General features: G+C 69.5%; 18 protein-coding genes. 8 read left to right on the plus strand and 10 right to left on the minus strand.

Features of this window, described 5'->3' with window-relative positions; translation table 11 throughout:
• Positions 1 to 4: 4 nt before the first annotated feature.
• Entirely contained in the window at positions 5 to 1,141 is a 1,137-nt protein-coding gene (locus tag ASC81_RS10155) for a cytochrome c biogenesis protein/redoxin (RefSeq protein WP_056266085.1), read from the minus strand.
• Complete coding sequence (locus ASC81_RS10160) at positions 1,138 to 1,584, minus strand: DUF2147 domain-containing protein (RefSeq protein WP_056266087.1); 447 nt, start codon at positions 1,582 to 1,584, stop codon at positions 1,138 to 1,140. Before ASC81_RS10160 ends, ASC81_RS10155 begins: the two co-directional genes overlap by 4 nt.
• Before the next feature lie 147 nt (positions 1,585 to 1,731).
• On the opposite strand from ASC81_RS10160, the gene ASC81_RS10165 reads away from it, so the two are divergent.
• Positions 1,732 to 2,466 carry a response regulator gene (locus ASC81_RS10165; protein WP_056266090.1) on the plus strand — a complete coding sequence of 245 codons (735 nt, stop codon included), beginning with the start codon at positions 1,732 to 1,734 and terminating at the stop codon, positions 2,464 to 2,466.
• Complete coding sequence (locus tag ASC81_RS10170) at positions 2,463 to 3,734, plus strand: ATP-binding protein (protein WP_056266094.1); 1,272 nt, start codon at positions 2,463 to 2,465, stop codon at positions 3,732 to 3,734. The genes ASC81_RS10165 and ASC81_RS10170 overlap by 4 nt, the downstream gene beginning before the upstream one ends.
• Here the strand turns inward: ASC81_RS10170 and ASC81_RS10175 are convergent.
• A complete protein-coding gene (locus ASC81_RS10175) occupies positions 3,718 to 4,596 on the minus strand; it encodes a lysophospholipid acyltransferase family protein (protein ID WP_056266098.1) in 879 nt (292 codons plus the stop codon). The genes ASC81_RS10170 and ASC81_RS10175 overlap by 17 nt on opposite strands.
• Before the next feature lie 129 nt (positions 4,597 to 4,725).
• Here ASC81_RS10175 and metK point away from each other — a divergent pair, with 129 nt between their 5' ends.
• The 4 genes from metK (at position 4,726) to ASC81_RS10195 (ending at position 13,306) form a co-directional block, all read left to right on the plus strand.
• Complete coding sequence (gene metK, locus ASC81_RS10180) at positions 4,726 to 5,907, plus strand: methionine adenosyltransferase (RefSeq protein ID WP_056266101.1); 1,182 nt, start codon at positions 4,726 to 4,728, stop codon at positions 5,905 to 5,907.
• 488 nt (positions 5,908 to 6,395) lie between these two features.
• Positions 6,396 to 7,937, plus strand: a complete 1,542-nt coding sequence (locus tag ASC81_RS10185; protein WP_056267464.1) for a methyl-accepting chemotaxis protein — start codon at positions 6,396 to 6,398, stop codon at positions 7,935 to 7,937.
• Between the two features lie 96 nt (positions 7,938 to 8,033).
• A complete protein-coding gene (locus tag ASC81_RS10190) occupies positions 8,034 to 10,424 on the plus strand; it encodes a glycoside hydrolase family 3 N-terminal domain-containing protein (protein WP_056266104.1) in 2,391 nt (796 codons plus the stop codon).
• A gap of 5 nt (positions 10,425 to 10,429) precedes the next feature.
• Complete coding sequence (locus ASC81_RS10195; protein ID WP_056266107.1) at positions 10,430 to 13,306, plus strand: TIM-barrel domain-containing protein; 2,877 nt, start codon at positions 10,430 to 10,432, stop codon at positions 13,304 to 13,306.
• A gap of 28 nt (positions 13,307 to 13,334) precedes the next feature.
• Here the strand turns inward: ASC81_RS10195 and glcF are convergent, their stop codons facing one another.
• The 6 genes from glcF to ASC81_RS10225 all read right to left on the minus strand — a co-directional run bounded on the left by glcF (position 13,335) and on the right by ASC81_RS10225 (position 19,870).
• Entirely contained in the window at positions 13,335 to 14,576 is a 1,242-nt protein-coding gene (gene glcF / locus ASC81_RS10200; protein ID WP_056266111.1) for a glycolate oxidase subunit GlcF, read from the minus strand.
• A gap of 528 nt (positions 14,577 to 15,104) precedes the next feature.
• A complete protein-coding gene (glcE, locus tag ASC81_RS10205) occupies positions 15,105 to 16,187 on the minus strand; it encodes a glycolate oxidase subunit GlcE (protein WP_056266113.1) in 1,083 nt (360 codons plus the stop codon).
• Positions 16,184 to 17,662 (minus strand): FAD-linked oxidase C-terminal domain-containing protein, encoded by a 1,479-nt coding sequence (locus ASC81_RS10210; protein WP_056266117.1) that lies wholly within the window; start codon positions 17,660 to 17,662, stop codon positions 16,184 to 16,186. Before ASC81_RS10210 ends, glcE begins: the two co-directional genes overlap by 4 nt.
• Positions 17,659 to 18,447 (minus strand): PhaM family polyhydroxyalkanoate granule multifunctional regulatory protein, encoded by a 789-nt coding sequence (locus tag ASC81_RS10215; protein ID WP_056266119.1) that lies wholly within the window; start codon positions 18,445 to 18,447, stop codon positions 17,659 to 17,661. Before ASC81_RS10215 ends, ASC81_RS10210 begins: the two co-directional genes overlap by 4 nt.
• 29 nt (positions 18,448 to 18,476) lie before the next feature.
• Positions 18,477 to 19,388 (minus strand): TraB/GumN family protein, encoded by a 912-nt coding sequence (locus ASC81_RS10220; RefSeq protein WP_056266121.1) that lies wholly within the window; start codon positions 19,386 to 19,388, stop codon positions 18,477 to 18,479.
• Complete coding sequence (locus ASC81_RS10225) at positions 19,385 to 19,870, minus strand: TIGR02281 family clan AA aspartic protease (protein WP_156391984.1); 486 nt, start codon at positions 19,868 to 19,870, stop codon at positions 19,385 to 19,387. The genes ASC81_RS10220 and ASC81_RS10225 overlap by 4 nt, the downstream gene beginning before the upstream one ends.
• Before the next feature lie 69 nt (positions 19,871 to 19,939).
• On the opposite strand from ASC81_RS10225, the gene ASC81_RS10230 reads away from it, so the two are divergent.
• A complete protein-coding gene (locus tag ASC81_RS10230; RefSeq protein WP_056266128.1) occupies positions 19,940 to 20,407 on the plus strand; it encodes a DUF6265 family protein in 468 nt (155 codons plus the stop codon).
• A gap of 101 nt (positions 20,408 to 20,508) precedes the next feature.
• The gene (locus tag ASC81_RS10235) at positions 20,509 to 21,327 is read left to right on the plus strand and encodes a DUF6279 family lipoprotein (protein ID WP_235533620.1); all 819 of its coding nucleotides are present in this window, start codon (positions 20,509 to 20,511) and stop codon (positions 21,325 to 21,327) included.
• 18 nt (positions 21,328 to 21,345) lie between these two features.
• Here the strand turns inward: ASC81_RS10235 and ASC81_RS10240 are convergent, their stop codons facing one another.
• A complete protein-coding gene (locus ASC81_RS10240; protein WP_056266135.1) occupies positions 21,346 to 22,215 on the minus strand; it encodes an alpha/beta hydrolase in 870 nt (289 codons plus the stop codon).
• Positions 22,216 to 22,258 lie beyond the last annotated feature (43 nt).

Below are 22,258 nucleotides of genomic sequence, written 5' to 3' on the forward strand. Positions count from 1 at the left end.
ATTATCAGGGAGGGGCTGCCAGCACCCGCTCGATGGCAGCGGCCAGTTCGGCCTCGCCGCCTTCGCCTTCATGGCGGTAGACGATGCGCCCCTCCTTGTCGATCACCCAGGCCGCCGGCCAGTAGCGGTTGCCGAAGGCCTGCCAGACGCGGTAGCCGTTGTCCTGCACGACCGGGTAGTGCAGGCCCAGGCGCTTGACCGCCGCCTGCACGCTTTCCAGCGGCCGCTCGTGCGCGAACTCCGGCGTGTGCACGCCGATGACGACCAGGCCGCGCGCGGCATAGCGCTGGTGCAGGCGCTCGATGACCGGCACGCTGCGCAGGCAGTTGACGCAGTCCCAGGTCCAGAAGTCGATCAGCACGGCCTTGCCGCGCAGCGCCTGCAGCTGCAGCGGCGGGCTGTTGATCCAGGCGCCCGTACCGCTCAGCTCGGGCGCGGGTTTGCCAACGACCTGGCTCGGCGCTGACTCGGCCGGCCCGGTCAGCGCGGCGACCCAGGCGGAGCTGACATTGGCCAGGCTGGCGCCAGCCATCAGCATGACCAGCACGCCCAGCCCGCGGCGCAACCGGCCCGACCAGGCGCGTAGGTGCTGCGCGATGCGCTGGCCGCCATAGGCCACGGCCAACATCGGCCCACCGGCACCGGCGGCATAGGCGACGAGCAGGGCCGCCGCCTGCTGCGCGTCCGACGCGCTGGCCACCAGCGCCAGGATGCTGGCCAAGGCCGGCCCGGCGCAAGGCGTCCACAGCGCACCCAGGCTGGCGCCCAACGCCAGCGCGCCGAGCCACCCGCCGCCATGGCCGAAGCGCTGGGCCCAGTCGGCCAGGCGGCCGAGCGGCTGCGCCAGCCGCTCCCAGCCTGTCGGCCAGACGAGCAGCACGCCGAACGCCAGCAGCAGCACCGCGGCGATGTCGCGCAGCGCGCCGGCCGACAGTCCCAGCACGCTGGCCGAAGCTGCAAAGGCCAGCGCCAAGGCGCTGAAGGACGCCACGAAGCCCAGCACGATCAGCAGCGGCCGCCACGGGTCACTGCGCCCCAGGCTGCTGCCGAGCAGCGCCGGCAGCAACGGCAGCACACAGGGACTGGCGACGGTGGCCAGGCCCGCGCCGAAGGCAGCCGTCAGCGGCAACAGCGCGCTCACGGCTTGGCCTCCACCACCGGTTGCCAGACCTGCGTCTTGCCGAACAGCGGCAGGCCGACATAGCCGCGCAGCCTCAGCTCGCCGCCCTTGCCGACGGACATCAGCGCGTTGTAGGTCTTGCCGTTCTCGCGGTTGAAGATGCGGCCACGCCATTCGGTGACGACGCTGGCGCCGTCGGGCGTGGTCTCGCGCGCGGAAGGCAGGAAGTCGCTGAGGATGTCCATGCCTTCCTGCGCCGGCTGGGCGCCCTCGGCCATGGCCTCGCCGGGCCGGCTCATGGAATGGTTGGCGATGACGTGCGCCACCTTGCCGCACAGCGCAGCGCCGCAGGGCGCAATGCGCACCTCCAGGTTGCCGCTGGCGGTCAGCCACAGGCCGCGCGGGTCGGCGTCCGCACGGGCGGCGCCGGCGGCAAGCAGCAGGACGAGAAGAAAGGTTCGCATGAAGGCACCTCGTGGGAGTGGAAGAGGCGCCCATTGCAGCGAGCGGCGGTATCGCCCGGATGTCGATGTGTCGCCACCGGACACAGGCCGGGCGCGCAGACAAAGAGCGATACAAACGCACGACCTCGTCCGCTATCGTGCGCCGCCATGGACCTGCGCCCCGACCACCTGCTGCTTGTCGACGACGACCGCCAGTTGCTCAGCCTGCTGGCCGACTATCTGCGCGCCGCCGGCTATCGCGTCAGCACCGCCACCCAGGGCCGCGAGATGCGCGCCGTGCTGGCGGCCGAGGCCATCGACCTGGTCGTGCTGGACTTGATGCTGCCCGGCGAGGACGGGTTGAGCTTGTGCCGCGACCTGCGCGCCCGCGAGGTCGAGCCGCTGCCCATCCTGATGCTCACCGCGCGCGGCGACGAGGCCGACCGCGTGCTCGGGCTGGAGATGGGCGCCGACGACTACCTGGCCAAGCCGTTCGCGACACGCGAGCTGCTGGCCCGCATCCGCGCCGTGCTGCGCCGTACCCGCCAGCTGCCGCCCCGGCTCACGCCCCAGCGTCAGGCCAGGCGGCTGGCCTTCAACGACTGGGTGCTGGACACGACGGCGCGCCACCTGTTGGACCCGGCCGGCACGCTGGTGCCGCTGACCGGCGGCGAGTACCGGCTGCTGCGCACGCTGCTGGACCACCCGCAGCGCATCCTCAGCCGCGACCAGTTGCTCAACCTGACGCAGGGGCGCGATGCCGATCCTTTCGACCGCTCCATCGACCTGCTCGTCAGCCGCCTGCGCCGCCGCTTGCGGGACGACGCCAAGGAGGCGCAGCTGGTGAAGACGGTGCGCAACGAAGGCTATGTGTTCTGTGCCGATGTCGAGGCCGTCGAATGAGCCTTGCAGGCCGCATCGCGGCCCTGCTGATCGTCGGCCTGCTACTGGCCTACGCGCTGGCCAGCCTGGTCTGGCTGGCGGAGCGCCGTGAGGCCATGGGCCGAATGATGAACGCCTACCTGGGCCGTGACGTGGCCACGGCCGTCGCCGTGCTGGACCGCCTGCCTGCCACCGAGCGCGCGGCCTGGCTCCCCACGCTGGAGCGACCGAACTACCGCTACGAACTGGGCGCACCGGCCGAGGCGCTCGCGGCGGATGAACTGGCCGGGTCACTCGCGCAAACACTGGCTGCGGAGCTGGGCGCTGCCCGTGTCGGCGCGGCTGGCGCGCGGCCCGATGGCGAGCTGGTGTTTGCGCTGGTGCTGGCCGACGGCAGCGCGCTGGCACTGCGCGCGCAGCCGCCGCGGCTCAAGCTGTCCGGTGCGACGCTCGCCGTGCTGGCCGCGCAGATCGCCGTGCTGGCCTTGTGCGGCGTCGCCGCCGTGCGGCTGGCCACCAAGCCGCTGCACCGCCTGGCCGACGCGGCCGAGCGCCTGGGTGACGACCCGGGCACCGCACCGCTGCGGGAAGACGGCCCGCGCGAGGTGGCGAGCGCCGCACGCGCCTTCAACGCCATGCAGGCGCGCATCAAGCACCACCTGCGCGAGCGTTCGGAAATCCTCGCCGCCATCACGCACGACCTGCAGACCCCGCTGACGCGCATGCGCCTGCGCAGCGAACTGCTGGCCGACGCCGAGGCCCGCGACAAGCTGCTGGCCGACATCGACGAGATGCGCGGGCTGGTGGGCGAGGGCCTGAACTACGCCGCCAGCGCGCATGCAGCCGAGGAGGCAGCCCAGCCGGTGGACATCGCCGCGCTGCTGGACGGGCTGGTCTGCGACGGGCAGGACGCCGGCCAGCAGATCAGCCTGGAGATGCCGGCCCTGTTGCCGCCTCTCAAGACCCGACCCCGCGCACTGCGCCGCGTCATCGGCAACCTGGTCGACAACGCGGTGAAGTTCGCCGGCGCGGCCGAGGTGGTCGTCACGCCGGGCGATGGCGTGCTTCACATCGCCGTGCTGGACCGCGGCCCCGGCATTCCGGCCGACCAGCTGCAAGCCGCGGGGCAGCCCTTCGTGCGATTGGAGGCGTCACGCAACCGCGACAGCGGCGGCACGGGCCTGGGACTGGCAATTGCGCAAAAGCTGGCGCTGGCGCTGGGGGGGACGCTGGTGCTGCAGCCGCGCGACGGCGGCGGTCTGGAAGCCTGCCTCAGCCTTCCGGTGTAGCCGGCGCCGCGCCGATGTCGAGGCCACGGGGGGCCTTGTAGCGGTTGTAGCCCCACAGGTACTGCCCGGGCGCGCGGCGGATGACGCTTTCCATCGCGGCGTTGATGGTGGCCGCCGCATCCTCGGGTGATGCGTCCTTGGCGATCTCGGGCGCTGGCAGCACATGCACGACAAAGCCCTGGCCGCCCGGCAGCCGCTCGCCCCAGATCAGCAACAGCGCCGCGCCGGTCTGCTGCACGAGACGCGCGGCCAGCGTCATCGTGTAGGCCGGCTTGCCGAAGAACGGCGCCCACACGCCCAGGCCGTCGGGCGGCACCTGGTCGGGCAGCAGGCCGATGACCTCGCCCTTGCGCAGCGCGCGGATCATCTGCCGCACGCCGGCCAGCGACGCGGGCGCGGTGGCCAGGCCCGGCCGCTCGCGCGAGCCGGCCATCACCTCGCGCATCGACGCCTGGCGGGCCGGGCGGTAGAGCACGGTGATGGGCGCCTCGGGCGTCGTGAAACGTTCGGCAATCGCCTGCGCGCACATCTCGAAGCAGCCCATGTGCGGCGTCATGACGATGAGGCCACGCTTTTGTTCAAGCGTGGCGGCCAGCAGCTCGGCACCGTCCCATCGCAGCTTCGCCCCCAGCGGCTCGCGCTTGGTGGCAATCCACAGCCAGGGCAGCTCCGCGGCCATGCGCCCGGCGGCCGCAATCGCGGGGCGCGCGTCCGCCCAGCGGATGCCGGCCTGGGCCACGTTGGCCTTGAAGCGGCGACGGTAGTCCCCCGAGGCGCCATAGACGACCCAGCCCAGCAGCGCACCCAAAGCGTGCAAAAGCGCCAGCGGCACCCGGGACAACCAACGAAAGACGAGGCCCATGTTTCCTATACTTCGCGCATCGCCGAGTTACTGAACTACTTGCGGGGCGATCCATAAATCCCGCTAAAGCGTTCGCCGCACCTCCTGGAGCCACGGCGAGCCGCCATCAAAAGCAACCGGAGTTTAAAAGTGGCCAACGATTTCCTCTTCACGTCTGAATCCGTCTCCGAAGGACACCCCGACAAGGTGGCCGACCAGATCTCGGACGCCATCCTCGACGCCATCTTCGAGCAGGACCCGCGCAGCCGCGTGGCCGCCGAGACGCTGTGCAACACCGGTCTGGTGGTGCTGGCCGGCGAGATCACGACCAACGCCCACGTCGACTACATCCAGGTCGCGCGCGACACCATCAAGCGCATCGGCTACGACAACACCGAGTACGGCATCGACTACAAGGGCTGCGCCGTCCTTGTCGCCTACGACAAGCAGAGCAACGACATCGCCCAGGGCGTGGACCACGCGTCCGACGACCACCTCAACATCGGCGCCGGCGACCAGGGCCTGATGTTCGGCTACGCCTGCGACGAGACGCCCGAGCTGATGCCGGCGCCCATCTATTACGCCCACCGCCTGGTGGAGCGCCAGGCGCAGCTGCGCAAGGACGGCCGGCTGCCCTTCCTGCGTCCCGACGCCAAGAGCCAGGTCACGATGCGTTATGTGGACGGCAAGCCGCACAGCATCGACACCGTCGTGCTGTCGACCCAGCACGCGCCCGAGTACTCCTTGGGCGACCGCATGACGGACGAGTTCTACGAAGCCATCCGCGAAGAGCTGATCAAGCCGGTGCTGCCCAAGGCCTGGCTGACCGCCGACACCAAGTACCTGATCAACCCGACGGGTCGTTTCGTCGTCGGCGGCCCGCAGGGCGACTGCGGCCTGACCGGCCGCAAGATCATCGTCGACACCTACGGCGGCGCCTGCCCGCACGGCGGTGGCGCCTTCAGCGGCAAGGACCCGTCCAAGGTCGACCGCAGCGCCGCTTACGCCGCGCGTTACGTCGCCAAGAACATCGTTGCCGCCGGCCTGGCGCGCCAGTGCCAGATCCAGGTCGCCTACGCCATCGGCGTGGCCCGCCCGATGAACGTGACGGTCTACACCGAAGGCACGGGCGTCATCCCCGACGACCAGATCGCCAAGCTGGTCAACGAGCACTTCGACCTGCGGCCCAAGGGCATCATCCAGATGCTGGACCTGCTGCGCCCGATCTATTCCAAGACGGCAGCCTATGGTCACTTCGGTCGTGAAGAGCCGGAGTTCACTTGGGAACGCACCGATAAAGCCGCAGCCCTGCGGGCTGCGGCCGGCCTGTAAAGGCCGCCGCGCAAAGCGCGGTTCGGTGCGTGGGCGAAGCTCATATCGCCTGGCGATGTGAGCGCAGACCAAAAGACGGACAAAGCCCAAGCGCTGCGCGCAGCGGCGGGGCTGTAAGCCACGCGTTTGCGCCAGCAACCTTGGGGTTTGGGGCGCAGCTCATATCGCGCAGCGATGTGAGCGAAGACCACAAAGCCCAAGCGCTGCGCGCAGCGGCGGGGCTGTAAGCCACGCGTTTGCGCCAGCAAACCTTGGGGTTTGGGGCGCAGTTTCTATCGCGCAGCGATGTGAGCGAAGAACTCAAAGCGGCTGCGCTGCGCGCGGCTGCCGGGCTGTAAGCCGGCAGTCGGCAGCAAAGTACGGGCTGCCTCACGAAACACCGCCGCCTGAGGCGGTGTTTTTCTTTGCATCGCCAAACCCACCGACCTGTAGAGTTGGCGCACCAGCTGGGTGCATCACGGCCCGGCATGAAAACACTGGAGGCGGTGATGAAGATGCAATCCCTTCGTATCGGGACGCGGCTGGCGCTCGGCTTTGGATTGGTGCTGTTGCTGCTCGCCCTGGCCGTGGGCCTGAGCTGGCGGCAGATGGCCACGGTCGGGCCACACATCGACCTGCTCGTCGAGCTGCAGCGCCAGCAGGACCTGGCGCAGGACTGGCGCACCCAGACCCAGCTCAACGTCACACGCACCGACGCCGTCGCGCGGGCGGGCGGCGCCGGGCCGGTCGCCGAGTTCTTCGCACCCGTCATCAAGACCACCAGCGCCCGCATCAATGAGCTGCAGGAAGCCCTGACCAAGGCCGCCGACACCGACCGCGGCAAGGCCACGCTCAAGGAGATTGGCGCGGCGCGCAAGACCTACATCGACATCCGCAACGGCGTGTTCGAGCAGCTCAAGGCCGGCGAATCCGACGCCGCACTGCAGACGCTGGAGGGCAAGATGCGCCCGGCCGCCGAGGCCTATGTCGGGACGATCAGCCGCATTGCGGACTACCAGGGCGAACGCGTGCGCGACGAGACCCGCGCCGTGCTGGACGCCGCCCGGCGCACCCAGGTGGTCATGGGCACGCTCGCGGCCATCTGCCTGAGCCTCGGGGTTGCAGCGGCCTGGCTGATCACGCGCTCGGTCGTCGGCCCGCTGCGCGCGGCCATCCACGAGGCCGAGGAGGTCGGCCGCGGCGACCTGTCGCGCGACATCCGCAGCGTCGGCAGCGACGAGACCGCGCAGCTGACGCAGGCGTTGGCGCAGATGCAGCAGGCGCTGCGCCACCTGGTCGGCTCGGTGCGCGAGAACGCCAATGGCGTCGCGACGGCCAGCTCCGAGATCTCGCACGGCAGCAACGACCTGTCGTCGCGCACGGAGCAGCAGGCCAGCGCCATCCAGCAGACCGCCGCGTCGATGGAGGAGCTGTCGGCCACCGTCAGGCTCAATGCCGACAACGCCGGCGAGGCCGACCAGCTCGCGCATGACGCCAGCGCCGTGGCGCGCCAGGGCGGCGAGGTGGTCGGCGAGGCGGTGCAGCGCATGCGCGGCATCGAGGAAAGCTCGCGCAAGATCGGCGACATCATCGGCACCATCGATGCCATCGCCTTCCAGACCAACATCCTGGCGCTCAACGCCGCCGTCGAGGCCGCGCGGGCCGGCGAGCAGGGCCGGGGCTTCGCCGTCGTCGCCAGCGAGGTGCGCATGCTGGCCCAGCGCAGCGCCGACGCGGCCAAGGAGATCAAGGGCTTGATCGGCGACAGCGTCGAGCGCGTCGAACAGGGCGCCGTGCTGGTGAACAAGGCCGGCGCGACGATGGAGCAGGTCGTCACGTCCATCGACCGCGTCGCGCAGATCGTGCGCGAGATCAGCTCGGCCAGCCGCGAGCAGAGCACCGGCGTCAGCCAGGTCGGCCAGGCCATCACGCAGATGGACCAGGCCACGCAGCAGAACGCCGCGCTGGTGGAAGAAAGCGCGGCGGCGGCCGAGAGCTTGAAGCATCAGGCCAGCGAGCTGGTGAAGCTGGTGTCGACGTTCAAGACCTGAGGGTCGCAGCGTTCGGGGGCGGCTCAGTCGTTCAGCAGCGCCCGCCGCGATGCGGTAGCGTGCGCGCCACGACTGAACAGCCCACGAAAGAGCCCCATGAGTACTGCCGGTGTGACGCGTCGCAACTTTGTCCAGGGTGTCGGTGCCGTCGGGCTTGCCACGGCAGGCCATGCGGCGGCCGCCCCCGCCGATCAGCCGCTCTACAAGCAGACTTCTGCGAGCGTGGAGTCGCGCGTGAACGACCTGCTCCCCCGCATGACGCTGGAGGAAAAGGTGGCCCAGACGATGTGCATCTGGATAGGCAAGAACCGCGTGCAGAACGAAGCCGGCGACTTCGACGCGGCGCGGGCCGCGCAGGCGCTGCCGCACGGCCTGGGCATGCTGGGCCGCCCGAGCGACCGCAAGGGCGTGGCCAACACCAACGCCGGTGCCGATGCCAGCACCGCCAACCGCACGGCGGCCGAGACGGCGGCCTACGTCAATGCCGCGCAGGCCTGGGCGATGCAGCGCACGCGGCTGGGCATTCCACTGTTCATGCACGAGGAAAGCCTGCATGGCTACGCGGCGCGCGACGCGACGTGCTTCCCGCAGGCCATCGGCCTGGCGTCCTCCTTCGACCCGGCGCTGATCGAGCGGATCTTCTCGGTCTGCGCGCGCGAGATGCGGGCGCGGGGCGCCAACCTGGCGCTGGCGCCGGTGGTCGATGTCTGCCGCGATCCGCGCTGGGGCCGCGTGGAGGAGACCTATGGCGAAGACCCCTACCTGATGGGCGTGCTGGGCAAGGCCGCCGTGATGGGCTTTTCCGGCACGGAGCGCAAGCTCGCGCCGGGCAAGGTGCTGGCGACGCTCAAGCACATGACCGGCCACGGCCAGCCCGAGCGCGGCATCAACACCGCGCCGGCGCAGATCTCCGAGCGGGTGCTGCGCGAGGTCTTCTTTCCGCCGTTCGAGAAGATCATCCGCGAGACGCCGATCGCGGCCGTCATGCCCTCGTACAACGAGATCGACGGCGTGCCCTCACATGCCAACCCGTGGCTGCTGAAGACCATCCTGCGCGGCGAATGGAATTTCAAGGGCCTGACGGTCTCCGACTACTTCGCGATCAGGGAGATGGTGTCGCGCCACCGGCTGGTGCCCGACATCACGGAGGCGGCGTATCGCGCCTTCACGGCGGGGGTCGACGTCGACACGCCTGACAGCGACGGCTTTTCCGAACTCGTCAACCTGGTGAAGGCCGGCCGCATCAAGGAGGCCGACATCGACATGGTCGTGCGCCGCATCCTGGAGTGGAAGTTCCTGGCCGGGTTGTTTGAGGACCCGTATGTCGACGCCAGCAAGGCGGACGCACTGACCGCCACGCCGGACGCTGTCGCGCTGGCTCGCGAAGCTGCGGTGCGTTCGGTCGTGCTGCTGAAGAACGACGGCGTGCTGCCGCTCGACGGCAAGAAGGCGGGCAAGCTGCTGCTGCTCGGCACGCATGCCAGGGACACGCCGATCGGCGGCTACTCCGACATTCCTCGCCATGTGGTGTCCATCCACGACGCGCTGGCCGGCGAGGCGAAGGCGCAGGGCTTCGCCTTCGAGTACCGCGAGGCGGTACGCCTGACCGAGAAGCGCGAGTGGGCGACGGACGAAGTGCGCTTCATCGCGCCGGCGGTCAACGCCAAGCTCATCGCCGAGGCGGTCGAGGCGGCCAGGGCGGCGGACACCATCGTCATGGTGCTCGGCGACAACGAACAGACCACCCGCGAGGCGTGGTCGGACACCCACCTCGGCGACCGGGACTCGCTGGACCTGATCGGCCAGCAGAACGACCTGGCCGCCGCCATCTTTGCGCTGAACAAGCCGACGGTCGTGTTCCTGCTCAACGGCAAGCCGCTGTCGATCAACCTGTTGCAGGCCAAGGCCAGCGCCATCATCGAAGGCTGGTATCTCGGGCAGGAGACCGGCCATGCGGCCGCCGACATTCTGTTCGGCCGCGCCAACCCGGGCGGCAAGCTACCGATCAGCATTCCCCGCAACGTGGGGCAGCTGCCGGTCTACTACAACGCCAAACCGACGGCCAGCCGCGGCTATCTCGGCGCTGACAACACGCCGCTCTATCCCTTCGGCTTCGGCCTCAGCTACACGACGTTCTCGCTGTCGGAACCGCGTCTGTCGAAGGCGACCATCGCTCCAGCGGACAGCGTGACGGTCTCGGTGGACGTCACCAACACCGGCAAGCGCGCAGGCGACGAGGTGGTGCAGCTCTACATCCGCGACGACATCTCGTCGGTGACACGGCCCGTCAAGGAGCTCAAGGGCTTCGCCCGCGTGACGCTGGCGCCGGGCGAGAAGCGCACCGTCACTCTCACCATCACGCCGGCAGAACTCCAGTTCTACGGCATGGACATGAAGCGCGTCGTCGAGCCGGGCAGCTTCACCATCATGGTCGGCCCGAACAGCGTCGATCTGAAGACCACCACATTGACGGTCACCGCAGCCTGAACGACATGACACCATCCCTTTCGCTTTCCCTGCTCGCCGCGATGCTGCTGGCGACGACCGCTTCCTTCGCCGGCACCTATGAGCAAACGCCGACGGGCGTCGTGGTGAGACCCGATACGGGCAGCGTGAAGGAACTGCGCCTCAATGCCATCACCGAGGCCATCATCCAGGTCATTGGCGTCGACGATCCGGCGCGGCCGCAGCTGGAATCGCTGATGGCCGTCGCCAAGCCGAGCGGGCGCTTCACCGTGAAGGCCGGCGCGGACACCGTGACGCTCGATGCCGGCAAGGCGTCGGCCCAGGTGTCGCTGAAGGACGGCCGGGTCACCTTTCGTGACGCCAGGGGTGCCGTCGTGTTGACGACCGAGCGAGCCGACATCCAGCCAATCATGGTCGAAGGCAAGTCGTTCGTGGCGCCCTCCGTCCAGTTCAACCGGGGCACGACCGAGGCGTTCTACGGCCTGGGGCAGCACCAGAACGCGCAGATGGACCTGAATGGCGAAGACATCGAGCTGCGCCAGCACAACATGGACATCGCCATCCCCTTCGTCGTGTCCGACAGGAACTACGGCGTGCTCTGGGACAACAACGCCGTCACGCGCTTCGGCAACCCGCAGCGCTTCGGGCTGGCCAGCCGCGACCTGACGCTCACCGCGCTGGACGGCAGCAGCGGCCTGACGGCCAAGTACTACGTCGACGATCAGTTGATCCTGACCCGTGTCGAGCCCGACATCCGCTACCAGTTCCTCAGCGATGTCAGCAAGCACTGGCCCGCCGACGCCGCGCTGAGCAAGGCAGCCACCCGCGGCAAGAAGGTCAAGGTCGTCTGGGAAGGCACCGCCGCATCCGACAAGCCGGGGCTGCACAAGATGCGCCTGTTCGCGTCCGACTACGTGACGCTGAAGGTCGACGGCAAGACCGTCTTCGACCACGGCATCTGGCGCATGAACTGGAACGGCTGGTACAACAATTTCGAGCAGCCGTTCAGCAAGGGCAAGCCGGTCAGCCTGCATGTCGAATGGCGGCCGACGAGCGGCCTGATCTCGCTGCACCACTCCGACCCCGAGCCGGCCGCAGACAAGCATTCACTGCGCTTCGCGTCCGAGGCCGGCACGGGCCTGAACTACTACTTCATCGGCGCCGATTCCATGCAGGGCGTCATCCGCGGCTACCACCACGTCACCGGCGTTCCGCCGCTTAGCCCCAAGTGGGCCTATGGCTTCTGGCAGTCCCGGCAGCGCTACCGCACGCAGGCCGAGCTCCTCGGCGTGCTCAAGACCTACCGCGCCAATCGGTGGCCCATCGACAACATCGTGCAGGACTGGTTCTACTGGCCGCAGGACCAGTGGGGCAGCCATGGCTTCGATGCGGCACGCTTCCCCGACCCCAAGGGCATGGTCGATGAAGTCCATCGCCAGAACGCCCGCATCATGATTTCGATCTGGGGCAAGTTCTATCCCAACACCGCCAACTACCAGGAGCTGGACGCCAAGGGCCATATGTGGCGCCGCAATGTCGAACTCGGCATGAAGGACTGGGTCGGCCCCGGCTATCTCAACAGCCACTTCTCGCCCTACAGCCAGGAAGCGCGGGACATCTTCTACCGCCAGATGAAGAAGCCCCTCGTCAACCTCGGCTTCGACGCCTGGTGGATGGACAACACCGAACCCGACGTGCGCTCCAACGCCAGCCCCGAAGAACTCGCCGAGCTGATCACGCCGACGCAGATGGGGCCGGGTGCGCTGGTGACCAACGCCTACGCCACCATGGCCACCCAGGCCGTTCACGACGGCCTGAAACGCGACCGACCGGACCTCCGCCATTTCATCCTGACCCGCTCCGGCTTCGGGGGCGTGCAACGCAACGCGGCCGCCCTGTGGTCGGGAGACATCGTCGGCACCTGGGACAACCTGCACAAGCAGATTTCGGCAGGGGTTCAGACCGGGTTCTCGGGCGTGCCCAACTGGACGCACGACATCGGCGGCTATTCGCAGGAAGCCCGCTTCCAGGACAAGTCGGTCGCGGGGCTGCAGGAGAACCGCGTGGCAGGCGGCGAGCGGACCGCCGAGGACCTGAAGGAGTGGCAGGAGCTGAACCAGCGCTGGTGGCAGTTCGGCGCCTTCTCGCCGTTGATGCGCAGCCACGGCGAAGGCGTGAAGCGCGAGATCCACGAGATCTCGCCCGAGGGCTCCGCCATGCGCGCCAACCTGGTGTGGTTCCTGGAGCTGCGCTACCGGCTGATGCCCTATATCTACACGGCCGCCGCGGACAGCCACTACGAGGGCGCGCCCATCATGCGCGGCCTGGCGCTGGACTTCCCGGCAGACGCCAGGGCCAAGAGGATCGCGGACCAGTACCTGTTCGGCACATCGATGCTGGTGGCGCCGGTGACGCGGTATGGCGCGACATCCCGCTCGGTCTACTTTCCGGGCTCGTCGACCTGGTTCAACGCCTGGACGGGCGAGACGGTCAAGGGCGGCGAGACGCACACCGTGGCCGCCCCGCTGGATCAGATGCCGCTGTTCGTCAAAGCGGGCGCCATCGTCCCCATGGGGCCCGTCACGCAATACGTGGACGAGAAGCCCGACGCGCCGCTGAGCGTCCTTGTCTACACCGGCGCCGATGGCAGCTACAGCCTCTACGAAGACGACGGCGTCTCAAACTCGTACAAGGCCGGCCGGTACACGCGCATCCCGTTTGCCTACGACGACAAGCGCGGCGAAGTCACCATCGGGCCGCGCACAGGCAGCTATGCCGGCATGGTCACGAAGCGGACCTTCAACGTCCGCTTCCTCAAGCCCGGTGACCGCACCGTCGACTTCGATGCGCCAGCTGTTGCCGTTAGCTATTCGGGAGACCGGATCGTCGTCAAGGCGCCCTGAGCCGACATCGGCATGCAGCGGCCGAGCCTCAGACGCCTCGCAGCGCGTCGTCCAGCACTTCCACCCAATGCCGCACCGGCTGCGTCGTGCCGCTTTGCAGGTGCTGGATGCAACCGACGTTGGCCGACACGATCTGCTCGGCCTGCAGCGGGGCTAACGCCGCCAGCTTGCGGTCCCGCAGCTGCTTGGACAGCTCGGGTTGCAGCACCGAGTAGGTGCCGGCCGAGCCGCAGCAGAGATGGCTGTCGGTCGGCGCGCAGGCGATGCGAAAGCCCAACTCACGCATCGAAGCCTCCACGCCACCGCGCAACTGCTGCCCATGCTGCAGCGTGCAGGGCGGGTGGTAAGCCAGCGAGCGCCCCTTGGCCTTGAGCCGGGGCTTGAGCGCGGGCACCAGGTCGGGCAGCAACTCGCTCAAGTCCTTGGTGACCTCGCTGATGCGCCTCGCCTTGTCGGCGTAGGCCGGGTCTGCGCTGAGCGCGTGGCCGTATTCCTTGACCGTCACGCCGCAGCCCGACGCGTTCATGACCAGCGCCTCGACCCGTTCGCCCGGCCCCGCCACCAGCGGCCACCACGCGTCGATGTTGCGGCGCATGTCGTCCAGCGCGGCTTCGTGGTCGCCAAGGTGGGCGCGTATCGCGCCGCAGCAGCCGGCGCCGTCGGCCACGACGGTCTGGATGCCCGCCGCGTCCAGCACTCGCGCCGTCGCGCTGTTGATGTTGGGTGCCATCGCGGGCTGCACGCAGCCGAGCAGCAGCAGCACCTTGCGGTTGAGCTGGCGCGTGGGCCAGTCGTGCGCCGTCGCCGGGGCCTTGGCCGGCACCTTGTCCTTCAGCGATGCCGGAACAAGCGGCCGCAGCGCCTGGCCCAGCTTCATCGCCGGCTTGAAGAGCGGCGAGGTCAGGCCCTCCTTCAACAGCCAGCGCGCACGCCGCTCGGCCGCCGGGCGTTCGACCTTGGCATCGACGACGCGCCGGCCGATGTCGACCAGATGGCCGTACTCGACGCCCGACGGGCAGGTCGTCTCGCAGTTGCGGCAGGTCAGGCAGCGGTCCAGGTGGAGCTGCGTCTCGCGCGTGGGCGTCTCACCTTCGAGCACCTGCTTGATCAGGTAGATGCGGCCGCGCGGACCGTCCAGTTCATCGCCCAGCAATTGGTACGTCGGGCAGGTTGCCGTGCAGAAGCCGCAGTGCACGCAGCGGCGCAGGATGGCCTCAGCCTCGGCGCCGTCGGAGGTGCCGGCGAACTCGGGGGCTAGCTTGGTTTGCATGGCGATTGGGTAGAAAGAGGCTTTGGCGACGAGTTGCGTTGCAGGCCAGGCCCATGCCGGGAGTTCGCCCCGGCGGGCGACTCACTTTGGCTTCGCCGAAACCTTTGGTTTTCCTGTGCGAACAAGAAAGTAAGCAAAGAAGTCGCCCCCGACCGCACCGCCCTCCGCTTCGCTTCGGGTTCCCTGCGATGCTCAGCGGTGCTAAAGGGGGAAAGAGAAATACCTCGGTGGGAACGGCTGTCGGGCTTGGCTGTTGTATTCGGCTGTTCGGAGCCTCCCCTTCTAAACCGCCGAGAAGCGCAGAAGGCCAGGGCGCGCGCGCAGCGCGCTTCGACGACTGACTTCGCGCAGCTGTTTGAGCGGCGCGTAGCGAAGCGAGTTCTGCGCGAGCCCTGGGCTTCGAGCATCGCAGGGCAGCCCGCAGGGCCGGTTTTGCAGGGGAGAGCTTTTTGCCTACTTTTTGGCGGCGCAAAAAGTAGGTCGGCCGCCGGGACGAAATCCCGGCTGGGCCTTGCCACCAAGCCGATCTCACAAGCCAACATACAACCGCCCGCGATTGAACACCCCCTGCGGATCAAACGACGCCTTCAACCGCCGATGAATCGCCGCCAGCGGCGCGCTCAACGGCGCGAACACGCCACAGCTCTTGTCCTGCGCACGGAACAAGGTCGCATGCCCGCCCACCGCCGCTGCCGCCTCCCGCACAGCCGCCGGCGGCAGCGGCGTAACGACCCAGCGCTGGGCGCCGCCCCATTCGACAAGTTGCTCGCCATGCAGCTTCAGCGCAGGCGTCGTGCTCGGCAGCGACAGCCGCCACAACCTCGCACCACCCGCTACCGCGCGATCGGCGCCGATGAAGAACTCGTCGCTCTGGTCGCGCAGGCCGGTCCAGAACGGCGCCGCCATGTCGGCCGGGATGACGTCGCCGCCCAGCTTTCGCACCGCTGCTTCGACAGCCGCCTTCGCACCGGCCAGCCGCAGCAGCAGCGCGCCGTCCCACCAGGCGCTGGCCTCGATGGGCAAGGGCTCACCGCCCCAACGGTTGACCGCCATCAAGGCCGCTGCCTGGTCGAACTCGAAGCGCAGCGTCGCCGTCGCGGCGGGCAGCGGCAGCACCTTCAGCGTGACCTCGGTGATCAGCCCGAGCACGCCCAGCGACCCCGCCAGCACGCGGCTGACATCGAAGCCGGCGACGTTCTTCATGACCGTGCCGCCAAAGCTCAGCAGCTCGCCCTGGCCATTGATCAGCACCGCGCCGAGCAGGTGGTCGCGCACCGAGCCCAGCGCGGCACGGCTGGGGCCGGACAGGCCGGCAGCCACCATGCCGCCCACCGTGCCGCGCCCACCCGAACCTCCCATGAAGCGCGGTGGTTCGAACGCCAGGCGCTGGCGGTTGGCGGTCAGCGCGGTCTCGACGTCAGCGAGCGGCGTGCCGGCCAGCACGCTGATGAACAACTCGCTGGGTTCATAGGCCGTGATGCCGTTTAGCGCCAGCGTCGACAGCGGCTCGCCCTGCGGCGCCTCGCCGTAGAAATCCTTGCTGCCGTGGCCGGTGATGCGCAGCGGCGTGCGCGCCTCGCGGATGCGGGCTTGAAGATCGTCGAACGTCAAAACCTCTCCAACTCAGGAAACGCCAGCAGCCCCCGCTTCACATGCATGCGCCCGTACTCGGCGCAGCGCGACAGCGACGGGATCTGCTTGCCCGGGTTCAGCGTGCCGGCGGGGTCGAAGGCGGCCTTCAGCGCCAGCATCTGCTCGCGCTCCTGCTCGCTGAACTGCACGCACATCGAATTGAGTTTCTCGACACCCACGCCATGCTCGCCGGTCACCGTGCCGCCCAGCGCCACGCTGCGCTCCAGGATCTCGGCGCCGAACTGCTCGCAGCGGTGCAGTTGATCCGGGTCGTTGGCATCGAACAGGATCAGCGGATGCAGGTTGCCGTCGCCGGCATGGAAGACGTTGGCGCAGCGCAGGCCGTACTTCTTCTCCATCTGCTGGATGTCGAGCAGGATGGTGGCCAGGTGCTTGCGCGGGATGGTGGAGTCCATGCACATGTAGTCGGGGCTGATGCGGCCGCTCGCCGGGAAGGCGTTCTTGCGGCCGCTCCAGAATTTCAGGCGCTGGGCTTCGTCGGCGCTGACCTGCACGGCCGTCGCGCCACTGCCCAGCAGCACGGCCTCCATGCGGGCGACCTCCTCGGCCACTTCTTCCGGCGTGCCGTCGCTCTCGCACAGCAGGATGGCCTCGGCGCCCAGGTCGTAGCCGGCATGCACGAAGTCCTCGACGGCTGCGGTCATCGGCTTGTCCATCATCTCCAGGCCCGCCGGAATGATGCCGGCCGCGATGATGGCCGCGACCGCGTCGCCGGCCTTGCGCACATCGTCGAAGCTGGCCATCAGGCAGCGCGCCAGCTGCGGCTTGGGCACCAATTTGACGGTAACTTCGGTGACGACGGCCAGCATGCCCTCGCTGCCGATGACCAGGGCCAGCAGGTCCAGGCCCGGCGCGTCCAGCGCTTCCGAGCCGAACTCCACCGCCTCGCCCTCGGCCGTGAAGCCGCGCACGCGCAGCACGTTGTGCAGGGTCAAGCCGTACTTCAGGCAGTGCACGCCGCCCGAGTTCTCGGCGATGTTGCCGCCGATGCTGCAGGCGATCTGGCTGCTGGGGTCGGGCGCGTAGTACAGGCCGTGTGCGGCGGCGGCCTCGCTGATGGCCAGGTTGCGCACGCCGCATTGCACGCGCGCCGTGCGGGCCAGCGGGTCGATGGACAGGATCTTGTTGAACTTGGCGAGTGCCAGCGTGACGCCGAATTCATGCGGCATCGCGCCGCCCGACAAGCCGGTGCCGGCGCCGCGCGCGACGACGGGCACGGCCAGCCGGTGACAGGCCTTGAGCACGGCGGCCACCTGCGCCTCGGTCTCGGGCAGGGCCACGGCCAGCGGGCGCTGACGGTAGGCCGTCAGGCCGTCGCATTCATAGGGCGTCGTCTGCTCGGCCTGGTACAGCAGCGCGTGCGCCGGCAGCAGCGGCGCCAACGCGGCGACGAGCGCGGCGCGGCGGGTGGGGAGGTCGTTGGGTGAGTTCAAGTCTTGCGGCGAGCAGCGGTCGGGCGCGGCTTGGCGGTGGTCCTGCTCGCCGCTTTGGCTGCCGGCTTGCTGACGGACTTGGCGGCCGGCTGGGGTGCAGCGCCCGCCAGGCCCTTGGCAACGCCGCCGACGACGGCGCCCGGCACGCTGGCCGCGCGTCGCAGCGTGTCGCTGGCAGCGTCGAAGCTCTGCTTGACCAGGGTGCCGGCCAGGTTCTTGGCGGCGTCGGTGGCGGTGTCCTTCATGGCCGAGGTGGCGAGCTGCGTGAACTGCTGGCTCAGCGCCGTCCACCATTGGGTCGGGTCGACCGCGGCGGCCGGGTTGTCGGCGACGGCCTTGGCCGCGTCGCCCGCCGTCTTCACGGTCTTGGTGGCCACCTTGGCGGCGGTCTTGACCGTGTTGCTGGCCGTCTTCGCGGCCACCTGGGCCGCCGGCGCGGCGGCGGCCATCAGCTCTGCCGGGATGCCGGGCCAGGACGTGCCGTCGCCGGTCGGCAGCTTGAGGCTTTCGCGCAGGTCGGCCAGCGGCACGTTCATGCTCTGCAGCGTCGACAGCGTCATGCGCTGCACCTCCAGCGCCTGGATGGTGGCGGCCAGCATGCGCGCGTTCTGCTCCAGCCAGAACTGCACGGTGCGCAACTCTTCGATGCGCTTGCTCAGCTCCTCGGGGTTGAGCGTCGGCGCCACCCACTGGCCGATGCCGGGCAAGGCCGAGCCGGCGTTCTTGACCAGGCCCTGCAGGAACTCGAAACCGGGCACGAACTTGGTGAAGCTGTTGTCGGTCATGGCTTGTCTCCGGTGAAGGCGCCTGAATGCTACTTGCTGGGCAGCAGCGGCTCGACGGTAAAACCCTGCTCGGCCAGCAGCCGGGGCAGGGCCTGCGGCCCGCTCATGTGCAGGGCGCCCACGGCCACCAGCAGGCGCTGACCGGCGCCGTGCAGGGCGGTGATGCGCGCGGCCAGCTGCAGGTTGCGGTCGTCGTTGATGCGCTTGAGCCAGGCGTGCTCGGCCGGCGTGTCGGCGCAGGCGCACCAGCGCGCGTAATTGCCCAATGTGGCCAGGTCGCCGCGCGACCAGGCGCCCGCCAGCCGGCGCAGCGGCGCGCGCATCTGGCCGCTGCGCAGCTGGCGCAGCGTGCCGTCGATGACCGCGGGCAGTTCGGCCGCGTCGGGTGCCATCGCGTCCAGCTGCTCCTGCACGGTCTCCAGCGACTGCACCGGCCGGCCCTCGCCCTTGGCCCAGCCCAGCAACATCATGTCCTGCCCAAAGCCGGCGTCGAAGCCGTCGCGGCGCGCTTCCATCAACGTCAGCGTGGCCAGCTGCAGCATGGCGGGCAGCGCGCTCAACGCCGCCGGCGGCAGGCAGGCGGCACGGGCCTGAGCATCCAGGCGCCTGGCCTGGGCCGGTGCCAGTGGCTCGGGCCTGGGCATGGCGGCCAGCGCGGCGCCGACATCGGCGGGGTCCAGCTCGACGGCGAGTACCTCGGTCTGCGCCCAGGCTGCACGCAGCGCCGGGCCGGGGTAGGCCCAGTCGGCCTTGCCGATGTGCAGGCTGCCGAACAGATAGCTGCTGTGGCCGCCGCGGCTGATGCGCCACAGCAGGCCGCGGTCGGGCGCCTTGGCGGCCCAGGCGGCCGACTGCTCGGCGCTGGGCGGGGCGGGTGTGGGCGGGCAGGCCGCGTGCGCGCTGCCGACGAACAGCAGCCCGAAGAGAACGGCACGGATCATGGTTCGGGCGTGATGCGCAGTTCGCCCGGCTTCTGGCTGAAGTGCAGGCGGCCCAGCACGTCCATGCCCAGCAGCGGCGCGGCCAGGTCGGGCAGCACGGTCACCATCAGCTTGTCGGCCCGCACGCCGCCCTCCAGCGCCACGTCGGCCCGTGCGACGAAGCCGCGCGTGGCGCCCGCCGCCGTCTGCGCGCGCACGGCGCCCAGCGGCTTGAGGCCGGCGCGCTCGGCCAGGCTTTGCGGCAGGGCCGTGGCGGTGGCACCGGTGTCGACCAGGAAGTCCACCTCGATGCCGTCGACCCGGCCGGGCCAGTGGAAGTGGCCATCACCGGCGCGCGTCAGCACGATGACCTCACCGGCCAACTGGAAGCGGCTGGCCTCACGGTGCCGCTCCCAGGCCTTGATGCCCAGGAAAATCACCAGCCCGACCAGCAGCCAGACGGTCATCAGCTTGAGAGTGTGGGGGAATTCCTTCTGGGACACGGGCGGACGGGCGGTGGGCTAGGGTTTGCGCGGCCACGCACGATAACCGGCCCCACCAGAATCGGCGGCATGAAGGCCATCGCCACCCTGTTGCCCCTTTTGCTGGCCGTCACCAGCGCCACCGCCCAGGCCGACCCCTTCGCGCCTGTGGCCTGGATGGCCGGCTGCTGGGCTCAGCAGAATCGCGAGGCGGGCTCGGTCGAACAGTGGATGGCGCCGGCCGGCGGGCTGATGTTGGGCATGTCACGCACGCTGAAGAACGGCCGCGTCATCGAGTTCGAGTTCATGCAGATCCGCGCCGAGCCGGACGGCCAGCTCAGCTACGTCGCCCAGCCCCAGGGCCGCCCGCCCACGGTCTTCAAGCTGCTGCGCCGCGGTGAGAACGAAGCGGTGTTCGAGAACGCGGCGCACGACTTCCCCCAGCGGGTCATCTACCGCCTGGCCGCGCCCGACCAGCTGGCGGCGCGCATCGAGGGCGAGCGCAAAGGCCAGCCGCGCGGCATCGATTTCGCGATGCGGCGGGTGCCCTGCCCCTGAGCCCTGGCGCGGGCGCACCGGCGGCGCCATGTCCTACCGGAAGATCAGGCCATCGCCGCGCTGCTATGTTGCGCAGGCCTTGCCACCATGCCCGGATGCACGTGCTCAAGCGATTCACCGCCCTCCTCTTCGCCATCCTGCTGTTCGGCCTGGTCGGCTGCTCCAGCCTGAGCCTGGCCTACAACCAGCTGCCGCTGCTGGGCGGCCTGTGGGCCGACAAATACCTGGACCTGGACAGCGACCAGAAGGCCCGGCTCAAGGACAAACTGCTGGCGTTCCAGGCCTGGCACCGGCGCGAGGAACTGCCGCAGTGGCAGTCCCTGTTGCGCCAGGCCCAGACCGCGCTGGAAGACGGTGTGACCCGGCAGGAGCTGCTGGCCCTGGAGCGCGGCGCCCGGGCCAGCGCCGAGCGCAGCCTGCAGCACGCCGCACCGCTGGCGGCACCGCTGCTGGCGGATCTCAAGCCCGAGCAGTGGCAGCACCTGCAGAAGACGTTGGACGAGAAGACGGCCGAATGGCGCGAGAAACAGACCGGCAGTGACGCCAGCGACGAGCGCGCCAAGCGCTACACCAAGAACCTGGAGCGCTGGCTGGGCGACCTGGACCGCCCGACGCGCAAGCTGGCCAGCGCCGATGCCCAGGCCTGGCACTTCGACCTGGCCGCCATGTCGCAGGGCCGCGCCGCCCGCCAAACGCGCACAGTCGAGGCGCTGCGGGCCTGGTCGCGCCAGGACCTGGCCGGCGGCACGGCCACGCTGATGCGGAACATGCAGCCGCTGCCGACCGAGCAGGCCTATCGCGAGGAGGTGATGGCCAGCGTGCTGAAGCTGCTCAACGGCCTGGACGCGCAGCAGCGCGAACAGGTGCGCAAGCATTGGGCCAACTGGACGGCCGAGCTGCGCAGCCTGCAGGGCGGCTGAGCACCATCAATCCGGCGCTCACAGTCCAAACAGCTCGGTCAACGCCTCGCGGTATTGCGCCTGCCCGACGGCATTGGTGTTGTGGTGCGACCCGCCCTCGACCAGCACGAAGCGCTTCGGCCCGCGGGCCCGCTCGTACAGCCCCTGGCCGAGCCGGTAGGGAATGAGGCTGTCGCGGCTGCCATGCACCACCAGCAGCGGCGAGCCCACTTCGGCCACCCGCGCGGCCGCATCGAAGCGCTGCGTGATCAACGGTGACACCGGCAGCCAGCCCCAGCGGAAGCTGCCGACGACGTCGGGGATGGACGTGAAGCTGCCTTCGACGATGAGGCCGTTCTCGTCGCCGACCTCGCTGGCCAGCTGCACGGCGATCGCGCCGCCCAGGGAATGTCCGAAGATGAAGCGGCGCTTGTCCGGATGCTGGCGCGCCAGCCAGTCCCAGGCAGCGCGGGCGTCCTCGGCGGCCATGGCTTCGGACGGCAGGCCCGCCGTGCTGCGGCCGAAGCCGCGGTAGTCCACCCCCAGCACCGAAAAACCCAGCTCGTGCATGCGGCGCATGCGCGGCGCGCTGCCGCGCACGTCGTAGCGCGCGCCATGCAGGTAAAGCAGCACCGGCGCGTTCGGGTCGGCCTGGGGCAGCCACAGCCCATGCAGGCGCACCGCCGCGCCGCGCGATTCGTCAAGACGGCTCTCGAACGGGATCCAGACATCTTCCATGCCCTCGGCGGCAGCCAGGCCGCCGCCCCAGGTGCGGTCGCCGGGCTGGAAGATCCAGCCACGCTGGCGCTCGTCCAGCGTGGTGCAGCCCACCTGCAGGGCGAGCGTCGCGGCGGCCAGCAGCGCCAGGCCCACCAGGCGCGAGCGGCGGAAGAACGGTTTCAACGGCATGCGCGCATGCTGCCAGCTTGAGAGAAACCGTTCAGGCGTGGGC

This window comes from Pelomonas sp. Root405, assembly GCF_001425165.1.
Lineage (GTDB): Bacteria > Pseudomonadota > Gammaproteobacteria > Burkholderiales > Burkholderiaceae_C > Pelomonas.